Raw genomic sequence first — 17,481 nt, 5'->3', positions numbered from 1 at the left:
CACCATGAAAAAAGAAATTCTCTTCTTTCTCGCAGCACTTATGATTTTGCAATTTAGCTGTACCTCAGAAGGATTTAAAACATTAAACCCGCGTACCGGCTACCTCGATGTAAAAGGGGGAAAAATATGGTATCGAGTTGTAGGTAAGGGGGGTGAAATACCACTGCTCATGTTACATGGCGGTCCCGGTTTTACCAGTTATTATCTTACAGCATTGGCCGATTCTATTGCAAAAGATCGTCCCGTCATCATCTTCGATCAATTAGGTTGCGGACGTTCCGATAAAATTACCGATACCAGTTTGATGAATATGCAGCACCATGTTGATCAGGTAACTGCATTATTACAACACCTGAACATAAAGGAGTACGATCTCTACGGTCATTCCTTTGGTACCATGCTGGCGATGGATTTTTATTTGCAACATCCGGAGAACATCAGGTCTGTGGTGTTGGCAAGTCCATGTATACGTACAAAAACCTGGGTAGAAGATGCTGCCATACTCATGCAATCATTACCCGATAGTATACGCAATACCCTCGAAGCAATGGCTAAAGGAGCAAAGACAGATTCTTTACAACTCGCCACCGCATTGACACTTTACTATAACAGTTTTTATAACCGCAAACAGCCACTCTCACCTTATGTAGATAGTTCTCAGCACCATCAGGCGCTCAACGTGTACAGACATATGTGGGGGCCGGAAGAATTTGTGGCAACAGGTAACCTGAAAAACTATGACCGCACAGCAGACCTGAATAAGCTGAAAATTCCTGTGTTGTTTACGGCAGGTGAATACGATGCGGCACGGCCTGCAACGGTTATGTACTATCAAAGTCTCGTACCGGTTTCATCTTTTGTGGAGATTATGGACGCAGGTCATTCTACTATGACAGATAATATTGATGCTGAACTAAGAGCCATTCGTCAGTTCTGGAGAAGCATTAACTCAAACAAACAATAATTCTGTGCTCCTCTGTGCATTCAGTGGCAAAATAGTCCGAAAGACCGGGAGACCGAAAGTCCGGAAGACAATTTCATCGGGGCCATTCTCTTTCGGTCTTTCCGACTTCCGGTCTCCCGGACTCATTACTTTAAGAGCACCTGCTGAATATGCGCTGAAATTTCCTTTGCTTTCTGCATGATCATAAAATGATTGCCTCCTTCAATAATAATATCTGGACGTACAAAAGACAGGGGTAGCAGCTTATCAGCATTACCATGAATATGAAATACGGGTGCATTGATCTGTTGGTTCTTCCAGTTTACCAAAACGTTGATGGCCCATTGATTAAATCCTTTGGTGGTATTGCGGATAATATTTTTCAACTGCTCTTTTTGTGTAGCAGTTCTCACCCCAAAAAAGAAACCCATTAATGTATTGCTGTATGCCACTGCCTGTAAAGGCAATAATTTATGCAGCGGAATATAAATGCATGCAGCAAAATAGGTTGGAAGTTCTTTACGTGTTTTGGCACTCGATATAAGTATCAACTGTTTAACAGGAATAAGTTTGGCAATTTCCATCGCCATCATACCGCCAAAAGAAAGACCAATGATAATAGGATTGGGTTCTGTAATCCGGTCAGCCATCCGTTGTGCATAGGCTTCTATGGTTTCTTTCGGCAGCGGCTCCATCCAGTTCAGGTAAACCCTGTCTACCCCCGGCAAATGCAATGCGCTAAAAACAGACTCATCAGCCCCAAGACCGGAAAGGAAATAGATTTTCATAGTCAGATGGTGAGTAGTCTGTAGTGAGTAGTGAGTAATTTTAATAATTTATAAAGCCATACTTTTAAAAAGCACAGGCTCGCCGCCAATAAAACCAAGTAAATATCTTGTTCTTCACTCACTACTCACTACTGACTACTCACTCATCTCGCCACCACCAAATAATAATTCTTCTTCCCCTTCTGAATCAGTAAATATTTTCCCTGAAGCAGGTCGGTATGCGTAAGGGTGGTTTTATCGGGAGAAATCTTTTCTTTATTCAGTCCAACGCCCCCAGACTGCCACATTTTACGGGCTTCGCCTTTGCTGGGGAATATCTCTGCTTCAGCCAGAAAACCGATAAGATCATAACCGGCTTCCAGTTGTGATTTGTTGATTTCAACGGTGGGTACACCTTCCAGTACCTGTAATAATTGTTCCTCACTCAAACTTTGTAATAATTCGGTAGTGGCATTGCCAAAGAGAATATCGGATGCTTTAACCGCAAAATCGTAGTCGGCACGGCTGTGCACAAAACAGGTGAGTTCTTCGGCCAGTTTTTTCTGCAAAGCTCGCTGATGGGGAGCTTCATCATGTGTTTTGATGAGGGCATCTATTTCTGCAACAGGTAGGAGCGTAAATATTTTGATCCAGGTTTTGGCATCCTCATCACTGGCATTCAGCCAGAACTGGTAGAACTGGTAAGGGGATGTTTTTTTAGGGTCAAGCCATACATTTCCCTTTTCGGTCTTGCCAAACTTACCACCATCCGATTTTCTGATCAACGGACAGGTAAAGGCAAATGCCTCACCACCCGCTTTTCTGCGGATGAGTTCGGTGCCGGTGGTAATATTGCCCCACTGGTCGCTGCCACCCATTTGCAGTTTGCAGTTTTTGTTTTGGTAGAGCCAGTAGAAATCATAGCCCTGAATCAACTGGTAAGTGAATTCGGTAAAACTCATGCCTGTATCGCCCTCAAGTCTTTTCTTCACACTGTCTTTGGCCATCATATAGTTCACGGTAATATGTTTGCCGGCATCACGAATAAAGTTCAGGAAACTGATGCCTTTGAACCAGTCGTAATTATTCAGCATTTCTGCTGCATTGGGTTTGGAAGGGTCGAAATCGAGGAATTTCTCTAATTGTTTGCGAACGCCATCCTGATTAAAAGCCAGTATCTCTTCACTCAAAAGATTACGTTCTTCGCTTTTGCCGGTGGGGTCGCCAATCATACCTGTAGCACCACCCACGAGGGCCATGGGTTTATGTCCGGCCCGCTGTAAATGAACCAGTAATAATATAGGAACCAGGCTGCCAATATGCAAACTGTCAGACGTAGGATCAAAACCAATATATCCTGAAACCATTTCCTTGTTCAGTAATTCTTCCGTTCCGGGCATGATATCCTGAATCATCCCTCTCCAGCGCAGCTCTTCTATTAGGGTCATTGCTTTTTGTTTGCGGCAAAGATAGTGAATGGGGAATGGTCAATGGTGAATGATGGAGGATGAATCTTTTTTTAAAATGTCAGCCAACTATTGACCATTCACGATTCACCATTCACTAATTTTGCCCCATGCGAAAAGTAGGCGAAGGCACCCGAATATTGAATTTCTTTATCGACACCCTGATCATCTTCATCCTGGCATTTGCATTTAATAAGTTTTGGATGTTTCAGGTACGGTATTGGGGATACCCGTATCTTAATTTCGGGTGGATATTTTTCGGGATGATGTTTATCTACTATAGTTTTTTTGAGATTGTTTTCCAGCGAACACCTGCCAAATGGTTCAGCTATACCAAAGTGGTGAACAAACAGGGGGGAAGAGCCGCTGTTTGGAGAATACTGCTCCGAAGTGCCGTCCGTGTAACCATCATAGACCTCTTTTTCATCCCTTTCCTCGGTAAACCCCTGCACGATTGGGTGAGCGGAACGGAAGTGGTGGAGAAATAGGAAACAGAAGAACAGAGAAACATCGGCACATATGTAGTCAGAACACAAACACACCTCTAAACACCTTAGATTGTTAGGTGCTGTTTGGTTTGTTTAGGTGGCTGTTGTAACTTAATAGAAACACATAGTTATGACAACACAAGACACACAAGAGAAAGAGTTAATTCTCAAAGGATTATATCGTGATAGAGACGAATTATCCAGTAAGCTAACAGAGGTTGAAAAGCTGATAAAAAAGATAAAATCTAACAGTTTTTCATTAACTCAAACGCCTGTTATTGAAGATACGAATAATGCAGAGTTATTAACAGCACCACAACCTGAAATATTCCCATACAAAGCAGAGATGAAGTTTCAAATCCTTGCAATCATTGATATGATTGGGTTTGCGTGTAAACTAAAGGATATTCAGGATAAATATAAAGAGTTGACAGGCTCACTTTATAGCGTTCGAGAATCCCTAAGAACCCTTAACAAACACAATGCTATCAAATTATTGCGCCCTAAAACTTCAGATAGAGGGTTGTATTGGGTGAAAACTGAATGGCTTAATGCTGATGGTAATTTGATGGATAAATACAAATTCTATGGCTTCGACCAATTATATAAGCCCGATACCATAGAGTTTATATAGAACATATTAAATATATAAACATGTATTAACCCCGATATAAAATGACCACAAGACGTTTTAAGCTATTTTTAAGCCTCCTTTTGAGGCTTTTTTTATTCCCTTGGTTGAAAATTATTATAGAATTAGTAGAAATTGTTTCTATAAAATTTGGATTGTATAGAATTGGGTATTATTTTCGTGGTACAAAAGAAGAAATATGACAATAGACATTACAGTAACCGAAAATGAAACCCCCGAACTGTTAGAGTTCTACCATAACAAGCTGGTTGCATTAAGAGAGCAACGTAATTCGATTGACGTAAAAGAAAGACAGATTGAAGCTATGATAAGCAAGCTATTGGGCAAAACACCAAAAGAGCCAGTTTACTCAAAATCGGTAGTACAGGTAGAGCAACCGGCTACAACTAATACCGATTACCCGCAAGGCTCTACTAATATCGGGAAGATAGCTTTTGTCTTAAAGAATAGCCCAAACCCGTTGACTTCGCGTCAAATTATAGATGCAATACTTGCCTTAGACCCAAAATTGAACGCAGATAAGGTAAAAGCGGCTAAGAATATATCCACCGTATTAAGTATAAACAGTAAAGAAAATGATGATAAGGCACTATTCAAAAAGCACGTTGAAACTGGTTTTGATACCAAGTTCAGCATGAAATAAAAAAAACCACTCACTTGCTTTGGCGGCGACTGTGAGTGGCTTATGAGTTCAATAAAAATAGGGGAATCCGTGGGTACGGCAGGGGCGCTTTGAGAACCTCCCTGAACGGTTCGAATCCGTTATTCTCCACACTTTTACTATACAAAGGTAGTAAAAGATACTGTAAAAGCAACAAAAGACGGTTAAATTTTACTACTATGACATTACGCTACACGATAGATCAATTTAGAACCGACTATCCTAATGATGATGCTTGCTTAGACAAGATATTCCAGTTACGTTTTAAAGGGCTTATTTGCCCTAAGTGTGAAAGCACTAAAGAGTTTACAAGGGTTAAGAATAGAAGGTCTTATCAATGCCCTAATTGCAGTCAACAAGTGTATCCCACAAAAGACACAGTTTTTGAAAAAACAACTACACCATTAACCTATTGGTTTTATGCAATTTTTCTGCAAACAACAACACGCAACGGTGTTGCTGCGAAAGAACTGGAAAGGCAATTGAATGTTTGCTACAAAACAGCACTAAGAATGAGCCATCAAATTAAAATACTTATGGCTAATAACAGGCTCGGCAAATTGACTGGCAAAGTGCAGGTAGATGAAAGTTATTTTGGGATGAAGTTTGATAATATGCATAGCAAGAAAAGAGCAACATATTACAACGAAGATGGAACAAGGAACGACAACAAAGCCGGAGTAATGGGATTTGTTACTGATGATAAGAAAGTAATCTTTGAAGTAATGGACGATACCAAAACATTTAAAGAGAGAGTAAGAAAACACGTTGACCCCTCCGCAATACTTGTAACGGATAGCCATTTAGGCTATAAAGGCTTAGACATTAATTACCTGAAACATGAGGTTATTAATCACTTACAGAACGAATTTAAAAGGGGTGAGTTTCACACCAACGGAATAGAAAACGCTTGGAGTAATTTAAAGAGAACTATCAAAGGAACGCATATACACGTTTCGGTCAAATATCTTCAGCTTTATGCCGATGAGGTAGCTTTCAGATTAATGAATAAGGACAAGCAAGATATAATGTTTGATACTATTTTGAGCCATGTGGCTTAGAGGCTGCTTTGATAGTTTTTTCAAAGACCTTTTTCCCTTTGCTTGTTGTTTTCTTACCCTCTATGAATTTTTCATACCCAGCGGTAAGTTTTTCCATTGGAGTTAATTTCTTAGATGCTTTTGCCATATTTATATGTATAAAAAAGAAATCCCTGAAAGGTTGCCGCCAATCGGGGATAGTGTAAAAGACCATTGCACTTAAAACGTTGGTCATTAAATAACTTCTAAACCTAAACAACGTGGCACTAAGAAAAGTAAATCACGAAGGCAAGGTAGAGGTATTTTCAAAGTTTATTACTGTCAAAGGTAAGAAAATACCACCACCAAAGGGAAAAACAGTTTGGCACTTCTGGGCTAAACTAAAAAAAGCAGCCTAATTAATGGATCAAGGGGATAGGCTTCGGTCTATCCCTATTTTATTATGGGGTCAGAATAAACCTTTCCTTCGTTATAAGTAGCCCCTGTTTGTGTATCTAATACTAAATTCCCAATCGGCACAAATCTCCCTGCCTTAGCGTTCTCTTTAGCATTTAACTCTATTGTTTTGGATAGCTTGAACATATAGAAAGTAAGAGCCGCCAATAATAATACGATAACAGTTTTGTAAAAGTCAAATTTCATAATGCGGGAGTTTTAGTGTCCCGTTAAATTATGTTATTTATTTTTATCCACATTCTACCTTGTGTCGTGGCTACACATATGCCGAAACATCGAATATCCAATTTCGAAGTTGGATGTTTCTCTGTTCTTCTGTTTCTTCTCCGCTTCTTTCCAAAAACGAAATCCTCCTCCCCGGTAATCGCTTATTTTTGTAGCTTATTGAAATAAATATGGCAAAGATTGGCATTAATATAGCAACCGGCAGTTTACAACAGGCTGAGATGATAGTGGGTATCGATTTGGGAACCACCAATAGCCTGGTGGCCATTATTCACCCGGAGAGCAAAGTGCCCGTGGCATTACGGGAGTTTAATACCAGCAGCCTGGTACCCAGTGTGGTGCATTTTGATGCTTTTGGAAACGCAGAAGTAGGAGAAGGAGCCCGTCAGTACCTGGAAACAGACCCCACCAATACCATTTTCAGTGCCAAAAGACTCATGGGTAAGAGTTACCGGGATATTAAAGAACATTCAGACTTTTTCTCCTATAAAGTAATTGATGATGATACCGAAAGTCTGGTAAAAGTACAGGTGGGCGATAAATTCTATTCACCCATTGAGCTATCATCCTATATTCTGAAAGAGCTCAAGCAAAGAGCCGAACATATACTGAAGACACCCGTAACCAAGGCTGTTATAACGGTACCCGCCTATTTTAATGACGCCCAGCGACAGGCTACACGCGATGCCGGTAAACTGGCTGGACTCGATGTGCTCCGTATTGTAAATGAACCCACAGCGGCAAGTTTGGCTTATGGACTTGGTATGAATAAAGAGGAGGAGAAAACCATAGCCGTATACGATCTGGGTGGCGGTACTTTCGATATCTCCATCCTGAGAATATCCAATGGTATTTTTGAAGTACTCAGTACCAATGGAGATACCTATTTAGGCGGCGATGATTTTGATAGAACGATCGTTCAGAACTGGACTAAAAAAGCAAGTATAGCTGATAATGATTTGAAAATCAATAAACAACTGGTTCAATCGTTAAGGCTCAGGGCAGAAGAAGCCAAAAAGCATTTGAGCAGTCATGATAGTTTCGAAACTGACCTGAATGGCGATGTGTTAACCATAAATAAAGTTGAATTCAATGAACTGATCAGGCCATTGATAGATAAAACGATTGGCTGTTGTGAGCAAGCGTTAAAAGATGCCGGATTAAAACAGCAGGATATTGATACGGTGGTAATGGTGGGTGGCAGTACACGTGTTCCGGCCGTAAAAGGAGCCGTAAGTGCTTTTTTTGGCCGACCTGTAAATGATGAGGTAAACCCCGATGAAGTAGTGGCAATTGGCGCAGCAGTACAGGCCGATATACTGGCAGGAAACAATACCGATTTTCTGCTGCTCGATATTACCCCCCTCAGTCTGGGAATTGAAACCATGGGAGGGTTGATGGATGTCTTGATCCCTAGGAACTCCAAAATACCAACCCGGGTGGGACGCCAGTACACTACCCAGAAAGATGGCCAGAGCGGAATGCGTATCTCCGTATTTCAGGGAGAACGCGACCTGGTGAAAGATAACAGGAAACTGGCAGAATTTAGTCTAACCGGCATCCCCGGAATGCCTGCTGGGTTACCCAAGGTTGAAGTGCAATTTTTAATTGATGCAGATGGTATTTTAATAGTGAAAGCCAAAGAGTTACGTAGTGGAGCAGAACAAAGTATTGAAGTAAAACCACAATACGGTTTAACCGATCAGGAAGTGGAACAAATGCTGCTGGACAGTATTACTCATGCCAAAGATGATATGGTTACGCGCGCCCTTGTGGAAGCCCGTACCGAGGGAGAACAGATTTTGGACGCGACGGAAAAATTTATGACGAAAAACCCCGAGCTCTTGTCAAATAAAGAGGTTTTACTGACAGCCAACGCCATGCAGGCCTTACAATTAGCTTTAACTATGGACGATAAAAACATGATTCACAATAAAATAGAAGAATTAAACGAAGTAACCCGCCCCTTTGCTGAACGTGCCATGGATAAGGCCGTTGGTCAGGCATTGAAAGGGAAGACTGTGTAAGGGGGAGACATAAGAGAAAAGTGAAAGGTGAAAAGTGAAAAATCAGTACAAGGCAACTATCACTTCCCTATGGTTTTCCTATGGTTTCACTATCATTCTCTTATCATTCTCTTATCATTCTCTTATGGTTCCCTTATGCCTCTCGTATCTCTGTCTATACCCACTCAGTAGGTAGACAGTCTCTTTTTCAATGAATACCTGTACCTTTTACTTGGTTTGGGAAGAGAAAGGTGAAAAGTGAAACGGGCTATTACCCCCTCTGTGCGCAACAGAAAGGCGGGGATGATTTGAAAATATACCCGGCATTTTTCAATGGTTGCTCAATGTTTTCCTTATGCTTTCTCAATGGTTTTCTATTGTATTTCCTATGTTTTCTCAATAGTTTCTCAATGTTTCTTCAATGTCGGTCCAATAGTAGTCAGTACCTTGTCGGCCCCTTTTTCAATAAATGCGCTAACATCCATCCCTAATAGCTAACCCCTAACCCCCTCATCCGCTCAATATATTTCCCCAGAATATCAAACTCAATATTCACCACCGACCCTTTGCTTACCCGGTGAATGCTGGTATGTGCATACGTATAGGGTATAATGGCTACTTTAAAATGATCGGTACCCACTTCAAAACAGGTAAGGCTGGTGCCATTGATGGCAATAGACCCTTTTTCAATGATCAGGTGTGCAAATTGCTCGGGAATCTGAAACTTGAATTCCCAGCTACCTTCTCTTTCTATCCTTTCTAAACAGGTAGCGGTACAGTCAACATGACCCTGAACAATATGTCCATCGAGCCTGCCATTCATCAGCATACATCTTTCCAGATTGAGGATGCTACCGGTTTCCCATCCCGATAAATTGGTCTTTTTCAGGGTTTCTTCAATAGCAGTTACCCGGTGACGGCCCTGATCGAGGGCATCAATGGTGAGGCAAACGCCCTCATGGCTCAGGCTCTGGTCGATCTTCAGTTCCCCCGAAATAGAAGATTCCACCCAAAAACTAATATTACTGCCATTTTTCTCCAGCCCCACGATTTTTCCGATAGATTCTATTATGCCTGTAAACATAGACGCAAGTTAAATATCAGATGTCAGATGTCAGATGGCAGATTTAAAAATCTGCCATCTGACATCTGACATCAAAAAATTTTAAAAGTATTTGTGTATTTCTGATGATACTACTATCTTTGCCATCCTAAAAAACACCCGAGGAGGTATAATCGTTATGCTTATTATTGATTCAAAAGATTGCGAAAACATCGACAAGGCTCTCAAGAAGTACAAAAAGAAGTTTGAAAAAAGTAAAACTCTGTTGCAGTTAAGAGAGCGTCAGGCATTCACCAAGCCGTCTGTTAGACGTCGTGGTGAAGTGTTGAAAGCCATCTATAAGCAGCAGATCGCTAGCGGCAAGATCGAGGGATAATTCCTTTTATCGAAGCAGAATATATTCAGTAGCCTGAGTTTTGTAACTTTAGGCTACTTTTTTTATGTCCCAACCCAGGTGCCCTGTCATACAACCCTTTCTCGATCATCTCCGCTTCGAGAAGCGATATTCCCAACATACCCTTATTTCCTACCAGACCGATCTGGAGCAGTTTTTCAGCTACCTGGCCAGTCAGTTCGATTCGCCTGAAGTACCTGCCATAACGGCCATGTTTATCAGGAGCTGGTTGGCCGAAATGAAGGAGGAGGGACTTGAGAGCCGGAGCCTGAACCGGAAAATTTCTTCTCTTAAATCCTTTTTCAAATTTCAGTTAAAAAACGGGGTCATACAGCAGTCGCCCATGACAACCATCGTATCTCCCAAACTCAATAAGCGTTTGCCGGCTTTTGTGGAGGAGAAAGACATGAAGACCCTCTTTGATTATGTGGAATTTTCAGACGACTGGAAGGGGAGAACTGAAAAACTGGTGCTGGAACTCTTTTACGGCACAGGCATGCGTTTAAGCGAGTTGATAGGTTTAAAAGAAAGCCAGTTAGATGATTCACTGAAACAGGTAAAAGTACTGGGAAAGGGAAATAAAGAGCGAATTATACCTGTGTCTCCGGTGCTGGTACAATCACTTAGAGCTTATATAAAAGAGAAACCTGTGCAGCAGGAAGAACGAGACCCCCGATTATTCCTCACCGAAAAGGGCAAACCGCTGCAGCCAAGACAGGTATACAGTTTTGTAAAACAGCACCTTGCTGCCGTAACCACGATACAAAAGAAGAGTCCGCACATACTCCGGCATAGTTTTGCCACCCATTTAATGAATAATGGAGCCGATCTCAATGCAGTAAAAGAACTCCTGGGGCATAGCAGCCTTGCGGCTACGCAGGTATATACCCATAATACCATTGAAAAACTCAAAGAAGTGTTTAAGAAAGCGCATCCGAAGGCGTAGGGGGTAAGTCCGAAAGTGAGAACTGGGGATAGATGTGGTTGAGTTTGATATGTTTTTTATTGATTCGCAGGTGATTTTTCAAGCCCCTTTTTTTGGTGATGATTTTTCTTCTAAATCTTTCTAAAAATTCACTTGTTTATTTCTTTTTTTCATTCGAAAGGTTTAACTTGTTTGTTATGAGAAACGGGGTTAAAACCCCGGAACAAGCCCTCAGCAAATAAGATCTTTCACATAATTTTTTCACCGATTAAACGTGAGTTGCTATGAACGTTAACATTCAAACCGTGCACTTCGATGCAGATGACAAATTGGTAGAGTATGTATCACGTAAGCTGACCAAGCTAAACACTTTTCACGACCGGATATTGAAAGTGGATGTGTTTCTGAAGCTTGACAATGTGGTACACACCATTAAAGACAAGATTGCGGAGATCAGGGTGCACGTACCGAGGCATGATTTTTTTGTGAAGGCCTCGTCAAAGTCATTCGAAGAGTCATTCGATTCAGCCATGGAATCTATTGTTTCACAGATCAAACGAAAAAAAGAAAAATTAGCAGCGTAAAATTACCCAGCCCTGGCCCAAAAAGCCGGGGCTTTTTTGTGAGCTGCCAGCCGCTAGCTACTAGCTTCCAGTAGGAAAAAAAGCTAGTAGCTAGCGGCTGGCAGCTAGCAGCTTTTTTCCTCTTGTGAATAACTACCTGAAAATTTTCCAACCAAAATTTTGCTGAATTAAGTTTTCCATTACCTTTGCCATCCCAAAAACGGGTAGTTCTTTGTATTGTGCAGAATCAGCAACTGAAAAAAATGGAGGGTTAAACCTTGTTTTTATGGTCGAATTTCTCACAAATAAAAGCCGATATAGCTCAGTTGGTAGAGCATCCCGATTTTATCGGGGAGGTCGCGGACCTTTAAACGATCTATACTGAATAAATGAAGCAAAACAAGCCGAAGTAGCTCAGTTGGTAGAGCAGCTGATTTGTAATCAGCAGGTCGCGGGTTCGAGTCCCATCTTCGGCTCAGTTCTTTAGAAAATTGGTGGTTTATTGGATTGGAATAATAGAATAACACAATTATTTCTTTAAAATAACGGATCAATTAAGGGCAGATGGCCGAGTGGTTAAAGGCGACAGACTGTAAATCTGTTCTCTCACGAGTACGTAGGTTCGAACCCTACTCTGCCCACAGGACAATTTGAAAATTTGAGAATTTGGAAATTTGAAAATGATCGGATTGTTGATTTTAGTAAGTTCTTTATAAGTATTTGAAACCTGATAATTTAAAAACACGAAGTGTTTTATAAACATTTCCAAATTTCTAAATTCTCAAATTTTCAAATTAACAAGCGGGAGTAGCTCATTTGGTAGAGCGATAGCCTTCCAAGCTATAGGTGGCCAGTTCGAGCCTGGTCTCCCGCTCATTTTTAAGTTCTTTAAAAACAACAGCTAAAGAGATTAAAAAGCCGTTGTAGCTCAGTGGTAGAGCATCCCGATGTAATCGGGAAGGTCGTGAGTTCTTTTTTTGAAAAGAAAAACACAACAGCTAAAGAGATTTAAAAGCCGTTGTAGCTCAGTGGTAGAGCACTTCCTTGGTAGGGAAGAGGTCGTGAGTCCGATTCTCACTAACGGCTCAAGCAGCGAAAGAAATGTGATCCGCAGAGCGGGTAAATAAACAGTTAAACAAACGGCGAAAGCCTTAGATTTTTAAAACACAACTAAAAACCGATAAAAATGTCTAAAGAGACCTTTAAGAGGGAGAAACCTCACGTAAACGTTGGAACCATTGGTCACGTTGACCACGGTAAAACCACCCTGACTGCTGCCATTACGGACATCTTATCTAAGAAAGGTCTGGCAACGGCTAAAAAGTATGATGAGATCGATGGCGCTCCGGAAGAAAAAGAGCGTGGTATCACTATCAATACTGCACACGTAGAATATCAAACTGCTAATCGTCACTATGCGCACGTTGACTGTCCAGGTCACGCCGACTATGTGAAAAATATGATTACCGGTGCCGCTCAGATGGACGGTGCTATCCTGGTTGTGGCTGCGACTGATGGTCCGATGCCTCAAACCAAAGAGCACATCCTGCTGGCCCGCCAGGTAGGTGTACCTCGTATTGTAGTGTTCATGAATAAGGTTGACCTTGTTGATGACGTTGAATTATTGGAACTGGTTGAAATGGAGATCCGCGAATTGCTGACTTCATACGGTTTCGATGGTGACAATACTCCAATTATTCAGGGTTCTGCAACCGGCGCTCTTGCTGGTGAAGCACAGTGGGTAGCTAAAGTAGATGAGCTGATGGAAGCTGTAGATACTTACATTCCATTGCCTCCCCGCCCAATCGATATGCCATTCCTGATGTCTGTGGAAGACGTATTCTCTATCACAGGTCGTGGTACCGTTGCAACCGGTCGTATTGAGCGTGGTATCATTAAAGTAGGTGAAGGTGTTGAGATCGTTGGTCTGATGGAATCTCCATTAACTTCTACCGTAACTGGTGTTGAAATGTTCAAGAAACTGTTGGATGAAGGTCAGGCAGGTGATAACGCCGGTCTGCTGCTCCGCGGTATTGAGAAAAAAGATATCCGTCGTGGTATGGTAATCTGTAAGCCAGGTTCCATCACTCCACACACTGATTTCAAAGGAGAAGTTTACGTATTGAGCAAAGAAGAAGGTGGACGTCACACTCCATTCTTTAACAAATACCGTCCTCAGTTCTACTTCCGTACTACGGATGTAACTGGTGAGTGTACTTTACCTGAAGGAACAGAAATGGTAATGCCTGGTGATAACATCGGTCTTACTGTAAAACTGATCCAGCCGATCGCTATGGAAAAAGGTCTGAAATTCGCTATCCGCGAAGGTGGACGTACCGTAGGTGCCGGTCAGGTTACTGAAATCGTTAAATAAGCTCCCCTCTGTCCCCTAAAGGGGATGTTGGAAAAAGTTTATTACCTTTATAATTGCAAAGTACTTAGGGAACTAAGTACTTTGTAGTTAATAAAAAAACCTTTACTCCCTTTAGGGGTTAGGGGTATACGGGCATAGTACAACGGTTAGTATAGAGGTCTCCAAAACCTTTGATCTGGGTTCGAATCCTAGTGCCCGTGCTGGATAATTTGAAAATTTGAGAATTTGAAAATTTGAAAATGAAGCACCTTCCATTGCTGCGCAATTGAAAGGGAAATGTTTTCAATATCAAATTTTAACCGAAAGACTCAATATTTTCAAATTTTCAAATTCTCAAATTTTCAAATTGTACAAGTGAACAAAATCGCCACATACTTCAAAGAGAGCTACCGTGAGTTGATGGAGAAAGTAACCTGGCCAACCTGGTTACAACTTCAGCAAAGTACCGTTATTGTACTGGTAGCTACCGTTATCATCACCGCGATGGTTTGGGTGATGGATTTCTCCAGCAACCAGTTGCTGAAGTTGATTTACTCATTATTCAAGTAAGAGAACATGGAAGCATCAGTAGTAGATAATAACGCTGTTGAAACCACTGAAACCAGTCAGCCTGAAAATACCAAATGGTATGTACTGCGCGTGGTAAGTGGTAAAGAGCGTAAGGTGAAAGAATACCTGGATAAAGACATTATTCGCAGTGGCTGGCAGGAAATTATTAAACAGATTTTCCTTCCGATGGAGAAAGTATACAAAGTGCAGAACGGTAAAAAAGTAATGCGCGAAAAAAACTATTTTCCCGGTTATGTAATGATGGAAGTATTGAATGGTAAGCTGAATGATGATATCGTACAGCATATCAGCAATATCAGCAATGTTATGCACTTCCTTACCGATGGTAAAGGCTCAAAAGGCAATATCATTTCATTGCGTAAAAGTGAAGTAAACAAAATGCTGGGTAAGGTAGATGAAATGAACGATCAGGGTGCAACCATGAGCGAACCATTCATTATCGGCGAAACCATTAAAATTATTGAAGGTCCATTTAACGACTTCAATGGTGTTATTGAAGAAGTAAACGACGAAAAGAAAAAACTGAAAGTAACCGTGAAAATCTTCGGTCGTTCAACACCTGTGGAACTCAACTATATGCAGGTAGAAAAACTCAGTTAGTTTATACAGATATTTAAAAGGCCGTCCAATCAGGACGGCCTTTTTTTTGCTAAAAAAATAGTAAATTCATCATCGTAATAAAACATACTGCCATGAAAATTTCACGTACATCTTTTCGCGTGCTGGTAATGGTGATGATAGCTCTGTTTCTTGTGTCTGTTTCATTTTTTGTTCTTACAAGTGTAATATCTGAACCCGTTGACAATACCCTCAGTGGAATGAAAGAAGCAAAAACTGCCGATTTAGCGCATTGTTTGCTTCTTGAAAAAAATGAAGTGTATTATGTAGTAGAAGGAAAGAAAATTAAAATTGCATATGCCGATCTGAGACGGGAACTTGCTACCAAAACAAACCTGTTACAGCAGCCAGTCGTTAATATCGTTTGTACCAAAGAAACCGGTTATCAGCAAATTGTATCGGTACTTGATATAATGTCTGAAAAAAATATCAAATCCTACCAATTGTTGAAAATCTGATAGGGTACCATTATCCCTTAAATGTCAAATAAAATGTCAAAACCAATCTATCCTTGCATATGGTTCAATAACAATGCACAGGAAGCTGCTGCATTTTATTGTGAAATATTTAATAAGGCAAGCATACTCGAATCAAATCCAATTGTTACCAGGTTCACAGCCGGAGGTATTGTTTTTATGTTACTCAACGGCGGACCCAAATACAAGGTTACACCTGCGGTATCATATTTCGTGTATTGTAATGGTGAGGGAGAAATCAATCGTTTATACGAAGCACTGAAAGAAGGAGGGAATGTATTGATGCCAATTGGTAAATACGACTGGAGCCCACGTTATGCATGGGTGCAGGACCGGTTTGGAGTAAACTGGCAGCTTGATGTGGAAGAGATTAACAATGAACAGAAAATTGTGCCTAACCTCTTGTTCGTGAATAAAAAAAATGCACAGGTGGCGGCGGCAAGGAATTTCTATATGAACACATTTGCCAATAGTATGCAACTGATGGATATGCCTTATCCACCCGAAGCAGGAATGGGCAACGGAACCTTGTTGTTTGCACAATTCAAACTCAATGGTTTTATCATGAATGCGATGAGCAGTACCCTGCAACATGAGTATGATTTTACGCCGGGAAATTCATTTGTGGTAGAATGTGATGACCAGAAAGAGATCGATTATTTCTGGGAAACACTGGGAGCCGGCGGGCGCTATGATATGTGTGGCTGGCTGGCCGATCAGTACGGTGTTTCCTGGCAGATTGTTCCTGCTGTTCTCTCAGAACTCATGAGCAATCCTGAAAAAGGGCCGAGGGTTATTCAGGCATTCCTGAAAATGCAGAAATTTGATATACAGACTTTGCTTGATGCCTGATGTACTAATCAAATGCATCAAAAGCAGGTTGATTAGTAATGACCCAGCTACCTTCCTTAATCTCTTCTTCCAGTTGCTGCGGATCCCACCCCGCATACCCAATGAGCAGGCGGATATCTTTTTCAGCTAAAGTTTGGTCTTTAAGATGAGCAAGCACCTGCTGAAAATCGCCACCATAATAAACTCCGTCTTTAATAAGCAGCCCGCCTTCAATTAAATCGGGTCGGCGATGTAAAAAAAAGAGATTTTCCTGATCAACCGGGCCACCTATAAAGAGTGGAACAGGTGGATACTGTGTAAATTCAGCAAGCTCATTCAAATTCTTCATCAAAGGCAAATGTGCAATAAAGCCAACAGCGCCCCTGTCGTTGTGTTCTACAATCAGAATAGGCGTATTCTCAAAGTTGGGATCATTGATGTCGGGTGTACTGGTGATGATAGTACCTAATAATGATGACATGAATACTAGCTTATCGGTTGAATAAAATTAACTGAAAATCTTTCTGTATCCGTTATCTCAGTTAAGAGAAGAGGTCTTAACTTAGTAAAAAAAGGTATGAAATTCTACACAACCATGCCAGGTTCCCTGAAACCTTTTTTCAAACAGTCTTTAAATGACTATGCTACGGCGATGAAGAACAAAGACCTTACCGGGGCATGGAATTATCTCGAGAGGGCGCATGTAATCGGACAATGCTATCCGTATCACCACAGTTTGGTACACTGGAAAATGTTGGTATTTGGCTGTCGCATCAAAAGTGTAAAAGAAGTGATAGGTCAGATACCGAGGTTACTGATAGGAGGTGTAAAGTCATTTGTAGGAACCGTGCCGGTAGGTAATACTGGTGGAGCCAATGTACCACCGATGCGAAGGATGCCTATTCAACAGGAGATAAAGGAGATTTTTGCAAAAGCTGGTGTGCCATTACCCCAATAGGTGGA

22 protein-coding genes and 5 tRNA genes are annotated in these 17,481 nt (G+C 41.2%); 21 read left to right on the top strand and 6 right to left on the bottom strand.

Annotation, left to right across the window (positions count from 1 at the left end; translation table 11 throughout):
• Positions 1 to 4: 4 nt before the first annotated feature.
• Positions 5 to 964 (top strand): proline iminopeptidase-family hydrolase, encoded by a 960-nt coding sequence (locus KXJ59_RS15265; RefSeq protein ID WP_295206575.1) that lies wholly within the window; start codon positions 5 to 7, stop codon positions 962 to 964.
• Between the two features lie 125 nt (positions 965 to 1,089).
• Here the strand turns inward: KXJ59_RS15265 and KXJ59_RS15260 are convergent, their stop codons facing one another.
• Together KXJ59_RS15260 and tyrS are read right to left on the bottom strand one after the other, a co-directional pair.
• Entirely contained in the window at positions 1,090 to 1,731 is a 642-nt protein-coding gene (locus KXJ59_RS15260; RefSeq protein WP_295206571.1) for an alpha/beta hydrolase, read from the bottom strand.
• Positions 1,732 to 1,874: 143 nt separating this feature from the next.
• Positions 1,875 to 3,158: a tyrosine--tRNA ligase gene (gene tyrS / locus KXJ59_RS15255; protein ID WP_295206568.1), complete on the bottom strand. Its 1,284-nt coding sequence runs from the start codon at positions 3,156 to 3,158 to the stop codon at positions 1,875 to 1,877.
• A 128-nt stretch (positions 3,159 to 3,286) separates the two neighbouring features.
• Between tyrS and KXJ59_RS15250 the strand changes: the two genes are divergently transcribed.
• The 4 genes from KXJ59_RS15250 to KXJ59_RS15235 all read left to right on the top strand — a co-directional run bounded on the left by KXJ59_RS15250 (position 3,287) and on the right by KXJ59_RS15235 (position 6,038).
• Complete coding sequence (locus tag KXJ59_RS15250) at positions 3,287 to 3,664, top strand: RDD family protein (RefSeq protein WP_295206566.1); 378 nt, start codon at positions 3,287 to 3,289, stop codon at positions 3,662 to 3,664.
• 130 nt (positions 3,665 to 3,794) lie between these two features.
• The gene (locus KXJ59_RS15245; protein WP_295206564.1) at positions 3,795 to 4,298 is read left to right on the top strand and encodes a hypothetical protein; all 504 of its coding nucleotides are present in this window, start codon (positions 3,795 to 3,797) and stop codon (positions 4,296 to 4,298) included.
• 196 nt (positions 4,299 to 4,494) lie between these two features.
• On the top strand, positions 4,495 to 4,959 hold the full coding sequence (locus tag KXJ59_RS15240; RefSeq protein ID WP_295206562.1) for a hypothetical protein: 465 nt from the start codon (positions 4,495 to 4,497) through the stop codon (positions 4,957 to 4,959).
• Positions 4,960 to 5,156: 197 nt separating this feature from the next.
• On the top strand, positions 5,157 to 6,038 hold the full coding sequence (locus tag KXJ59_RS15235; protein ID WP_295206559.1) for an IS1595 family transposase: 882 nt from the start codon (positions 5,157 to 5,159) through the stop codon (positions 6,036 to 6,038).
• On the opposite strand, the gene KXJ59_RS15230 is transcribed toward KXJ59_RS15235, so the two are convergent.
• Positions 6,016 to 6,165, bottom strand: coding sequence for a hypothetical protein (locus KXJ59_RS15230; RefSeq protein ID WP_295206557.1), 150 nt, complete (start codon positions 6,163 to 6,165; stop codon positions 6,016 to 6,018). The two genes, KXJ59_RS15235 and KXJ59_RS15230, sit on opposite strands and share 23 nt — an antisense overlap.
• Positions 6,166 to 6,277: 112 nt before the next feature.
• Between KXJ59_RS15230 and KXJ59_RS15225 the strand changes: the two genes are divergently transcribed.
• A complete protein-coding gene (locus KXJ59_RS15225; protein ID WP_295206554.1) occupies positions 6,278 to 6,415 on the top strand; it encodes a hypothetical protein in 138 nt (45 codons plus the stop codon).
• Positions 6,416 to 6,449: 34 nt separating this feature from the next.
• On the opposite strand, the gene KXJ59_RS15220 is transcribed toward KXJ59_RS15225, so the two are convergent.
• Positions 6,450 to 6,659: a hypothetical protein gene (locus KXJ59_RS15220; protein ID WP_295206551.1), complete on the bottom strand. Its 210-nt coding sequence runs from the start codon at positions 6,657 to 6,659 to the stop codon at positions 6,450 to 6,452.
• Between the two features lie 209 nt (positions 6,660 to 6,868).
• On the opposite strand from KXJ59_RS15220, the gene hscA reads away from it, so the two are divergent.
• A complete protein-coding gene (gene hscA / locus KXJ59_RS15215; protein ID WP_295206548.1) occupies positions 6,869 to 8,725 on the top strand; it encodes a Fe-S protein assembly chaperone HscA in 1,857 nt (618 codons plus the stop codon).
• 466 nt (positions 8,726 to 9,191) lie between these two features.
• On the opposite strand, the gene KXJ59_RS15210 is transcribed toward hscA, so the two are convergent.
• Complete coding sequence (locus KXJ59_RS15210) at positions 9,192 to 9,788, bottom strand: riboflavin synthase (protein ID WP_295206546.1); 597 nt, start codon at positions 9,786 to 9,788, stop codon at positions 9,192 to 9,194.
• 157 nt (positions 9,789 to 9,945) lie between these two features.
• On the opposite strand from KXJ59_RS15210, the gene rpsU reads away from it, so the two are divergent.
• From rpsU to KXJ59_RS15145, 13 genes are all read left to right on the top strand, one after another.
• Complete coding sequence (rpsU, locus tag KXJ59_RS15205; RefSeq protein WP_295206544.1) at positions 9,946 to 10,143, top strand: 30S ribosomal protein S21; 198 nt, start codon at positions 9,946 to 9,948, stop codon at positions 10,141 to 10,143.
• Positions 10,144 to 10,207: 64 nt separating this feature from the next.
• The gene (locus tag KXJ59_RS15200) at positions 10,208 to 11,107 is read left to right on the top strand and encodes a tyrosine-type recombinase/integrase (protein ID WP_295206541.1); all 900 of its coding nucleotides are present in this window, start codon (positions 10,208 to 10,210) and stop codon (positions 11,105 to 11,107) included.
• A gap of 263 nt (positions 11,108 to 11,370) precedes the next feature.
• A complete protein-coding gene (raiA, locus tag KXJ59_RS15195; RefSeq protein WP_295206538.1) occupies positions 11,371 to 11,670 on the top strand; it encodes a ribosome-associated translation inhibitor RaiA in 300 nt (99 codons plus the stop codon).
• A gap of 382 nt (positions 11,671 to 12,052) precedes the next feature.
• Positions 12,053 to 12,125, top strand: a tRNA-Thr gene (locus KXJ59_RS15190).
• Between the two features lie 82 nt (positions 12,126 to 12,207).
• A tRNA-Tyr gene (locus KXJ59_RS15185) sits at positions 12,208 to 12,290 on the top strand.
• A 160-nt stretch (positions 12,291 to 12,450) separates the two neighbouring features.
• Positions 12,451 to 12,523: transfer RNA gene (locus KXJ59_RS15180), tRNA-Gly, on the top strand.
• Positions 12,524 to 12,663: 140 nt separating this feature from the next.
• Positions 12,664 to 12,735 (top strand) — tRNA-Thr (locus tag KXJ59_RS15175).
• 100 nt (positions 12,736 to 12,835) lie between these two features.
• Positions 12,836 to 14,023 carry an elongation factor Tu gene (gene tuf, locus KXJ59_RS15170; RefSeq protein WP_295206535.1) on the top strand — a complete coding sequence of 396 codons (1,188 nt, stop codon included), beginning with the start codon at positions 12,836 to 12,838 and terminating at the stop codon, positions 14,021 to 14,023.
• Positions 14,024 to 14,151: 128 nt separating this feature from the next.
• Positions 14,152 to 14,223 (top strand) — tRNA-Trp (locus KXJ59_RS15165).
• A 154-nt stretch (positions 14,224 to 14,377) separates the two neighbouring features.
• Positions 14,378 to 14,572 carry a preprotein translocase subunit SecE gene (gene secE / locus KXJ59_RS15160; protein WP_295206534.1) on the top strand — a complete coding sequence of 65 codons (195 nt, stop codon included), beginning with the start codon at positions 14,378 to 14,380 and terminating at the stop codon, positions 14,570 to 14,572.
• Between the two features lie 6 nt (positions 14,573 to 14,578).
• Positions 14,579 to 15,193 carry a transcription termination/antitermination protein NusG gene (gene nusG / locus KXJ59_RS15155; RefSeq protein ID WP_295206532.1) on the top strand — a complete coding sequence of 205 codons (615 nt, stop codon included), beginning with the start codon at positions 14,579 to 14,581 and terminating at the stop codon, positions 15,191 to 15,193.
• A 92-nt stretch (positions 15,194 to 15,285) separates the two neighbouring features.
• On the top strand, positions 15,286 to 15,669 hold the full coding sequence (locus tag KXJ59_RS15150) for a biopolymer transporter ExbD (protein WP_295206529.1): 384 nt from the start codon (positions 15,286 to 15,288) through the stop codon (positions 15,667 to 15,669).
• Positions 15,670 to 15,702: 33 nt separating this feature from the next.
• On the top strand, positions 15,703 to 16,539 hold the full coding sequence (locus KXJ59_RS15145; RefSeq protein ID WP_295206527.1) for a VOC family protein: 837 nt from the start codon (positions 15,703 to 15,705) through the stop codon (positions 16,537 to 16,539).
• A gap of 4 nt (positions 16,540 to 16,543) precedes the next feature.
• On the opposite strand, the gene KXJ59_RS15140 is transcribed toward KXJ59_RS15145, so the two are convergent.
• Entirely contained in the window at positions 16,544 to 16,999 is a 456-nt protein-coding gene (locus tag KXJ59_RS15140) for a YqgE/AlgH family protein (protein ID WP_295206524.1), read from the bottom strand.
• Positions 17,000 to 17,095: 96 nt separating this feature from the next.
• Here KXJ59_RS15140 and KXJ59_RS15135 point away from each other — a divergent pair, with 96 nt between their 5' ends.
• Positions 17,096 to 17,476, top strand: coding sequence for a DUF3703 domain-containing protein (locus tag KXJ59_RS15135; protein ID WP_295206521.1), 381 nt, complete (start codon positions 17,096 to 17,098; stop codon positions 17,474 to 17,476).
• Positions 17,477 to 17,481: the final 5 nt, after the last annotated feature.

This window comes from Sediminibacterium sp. (assembly GCF_019264485.1).
Classification (GTDB): domain Bacteria; phylum Bacteroidota; class Bacteroidia; order Chitinophagales; family Chitinophagaceae; genus Sediminibacterium.
This window is presented reverse-complemented; position numbering and strand designations above follow the sequence as displayed.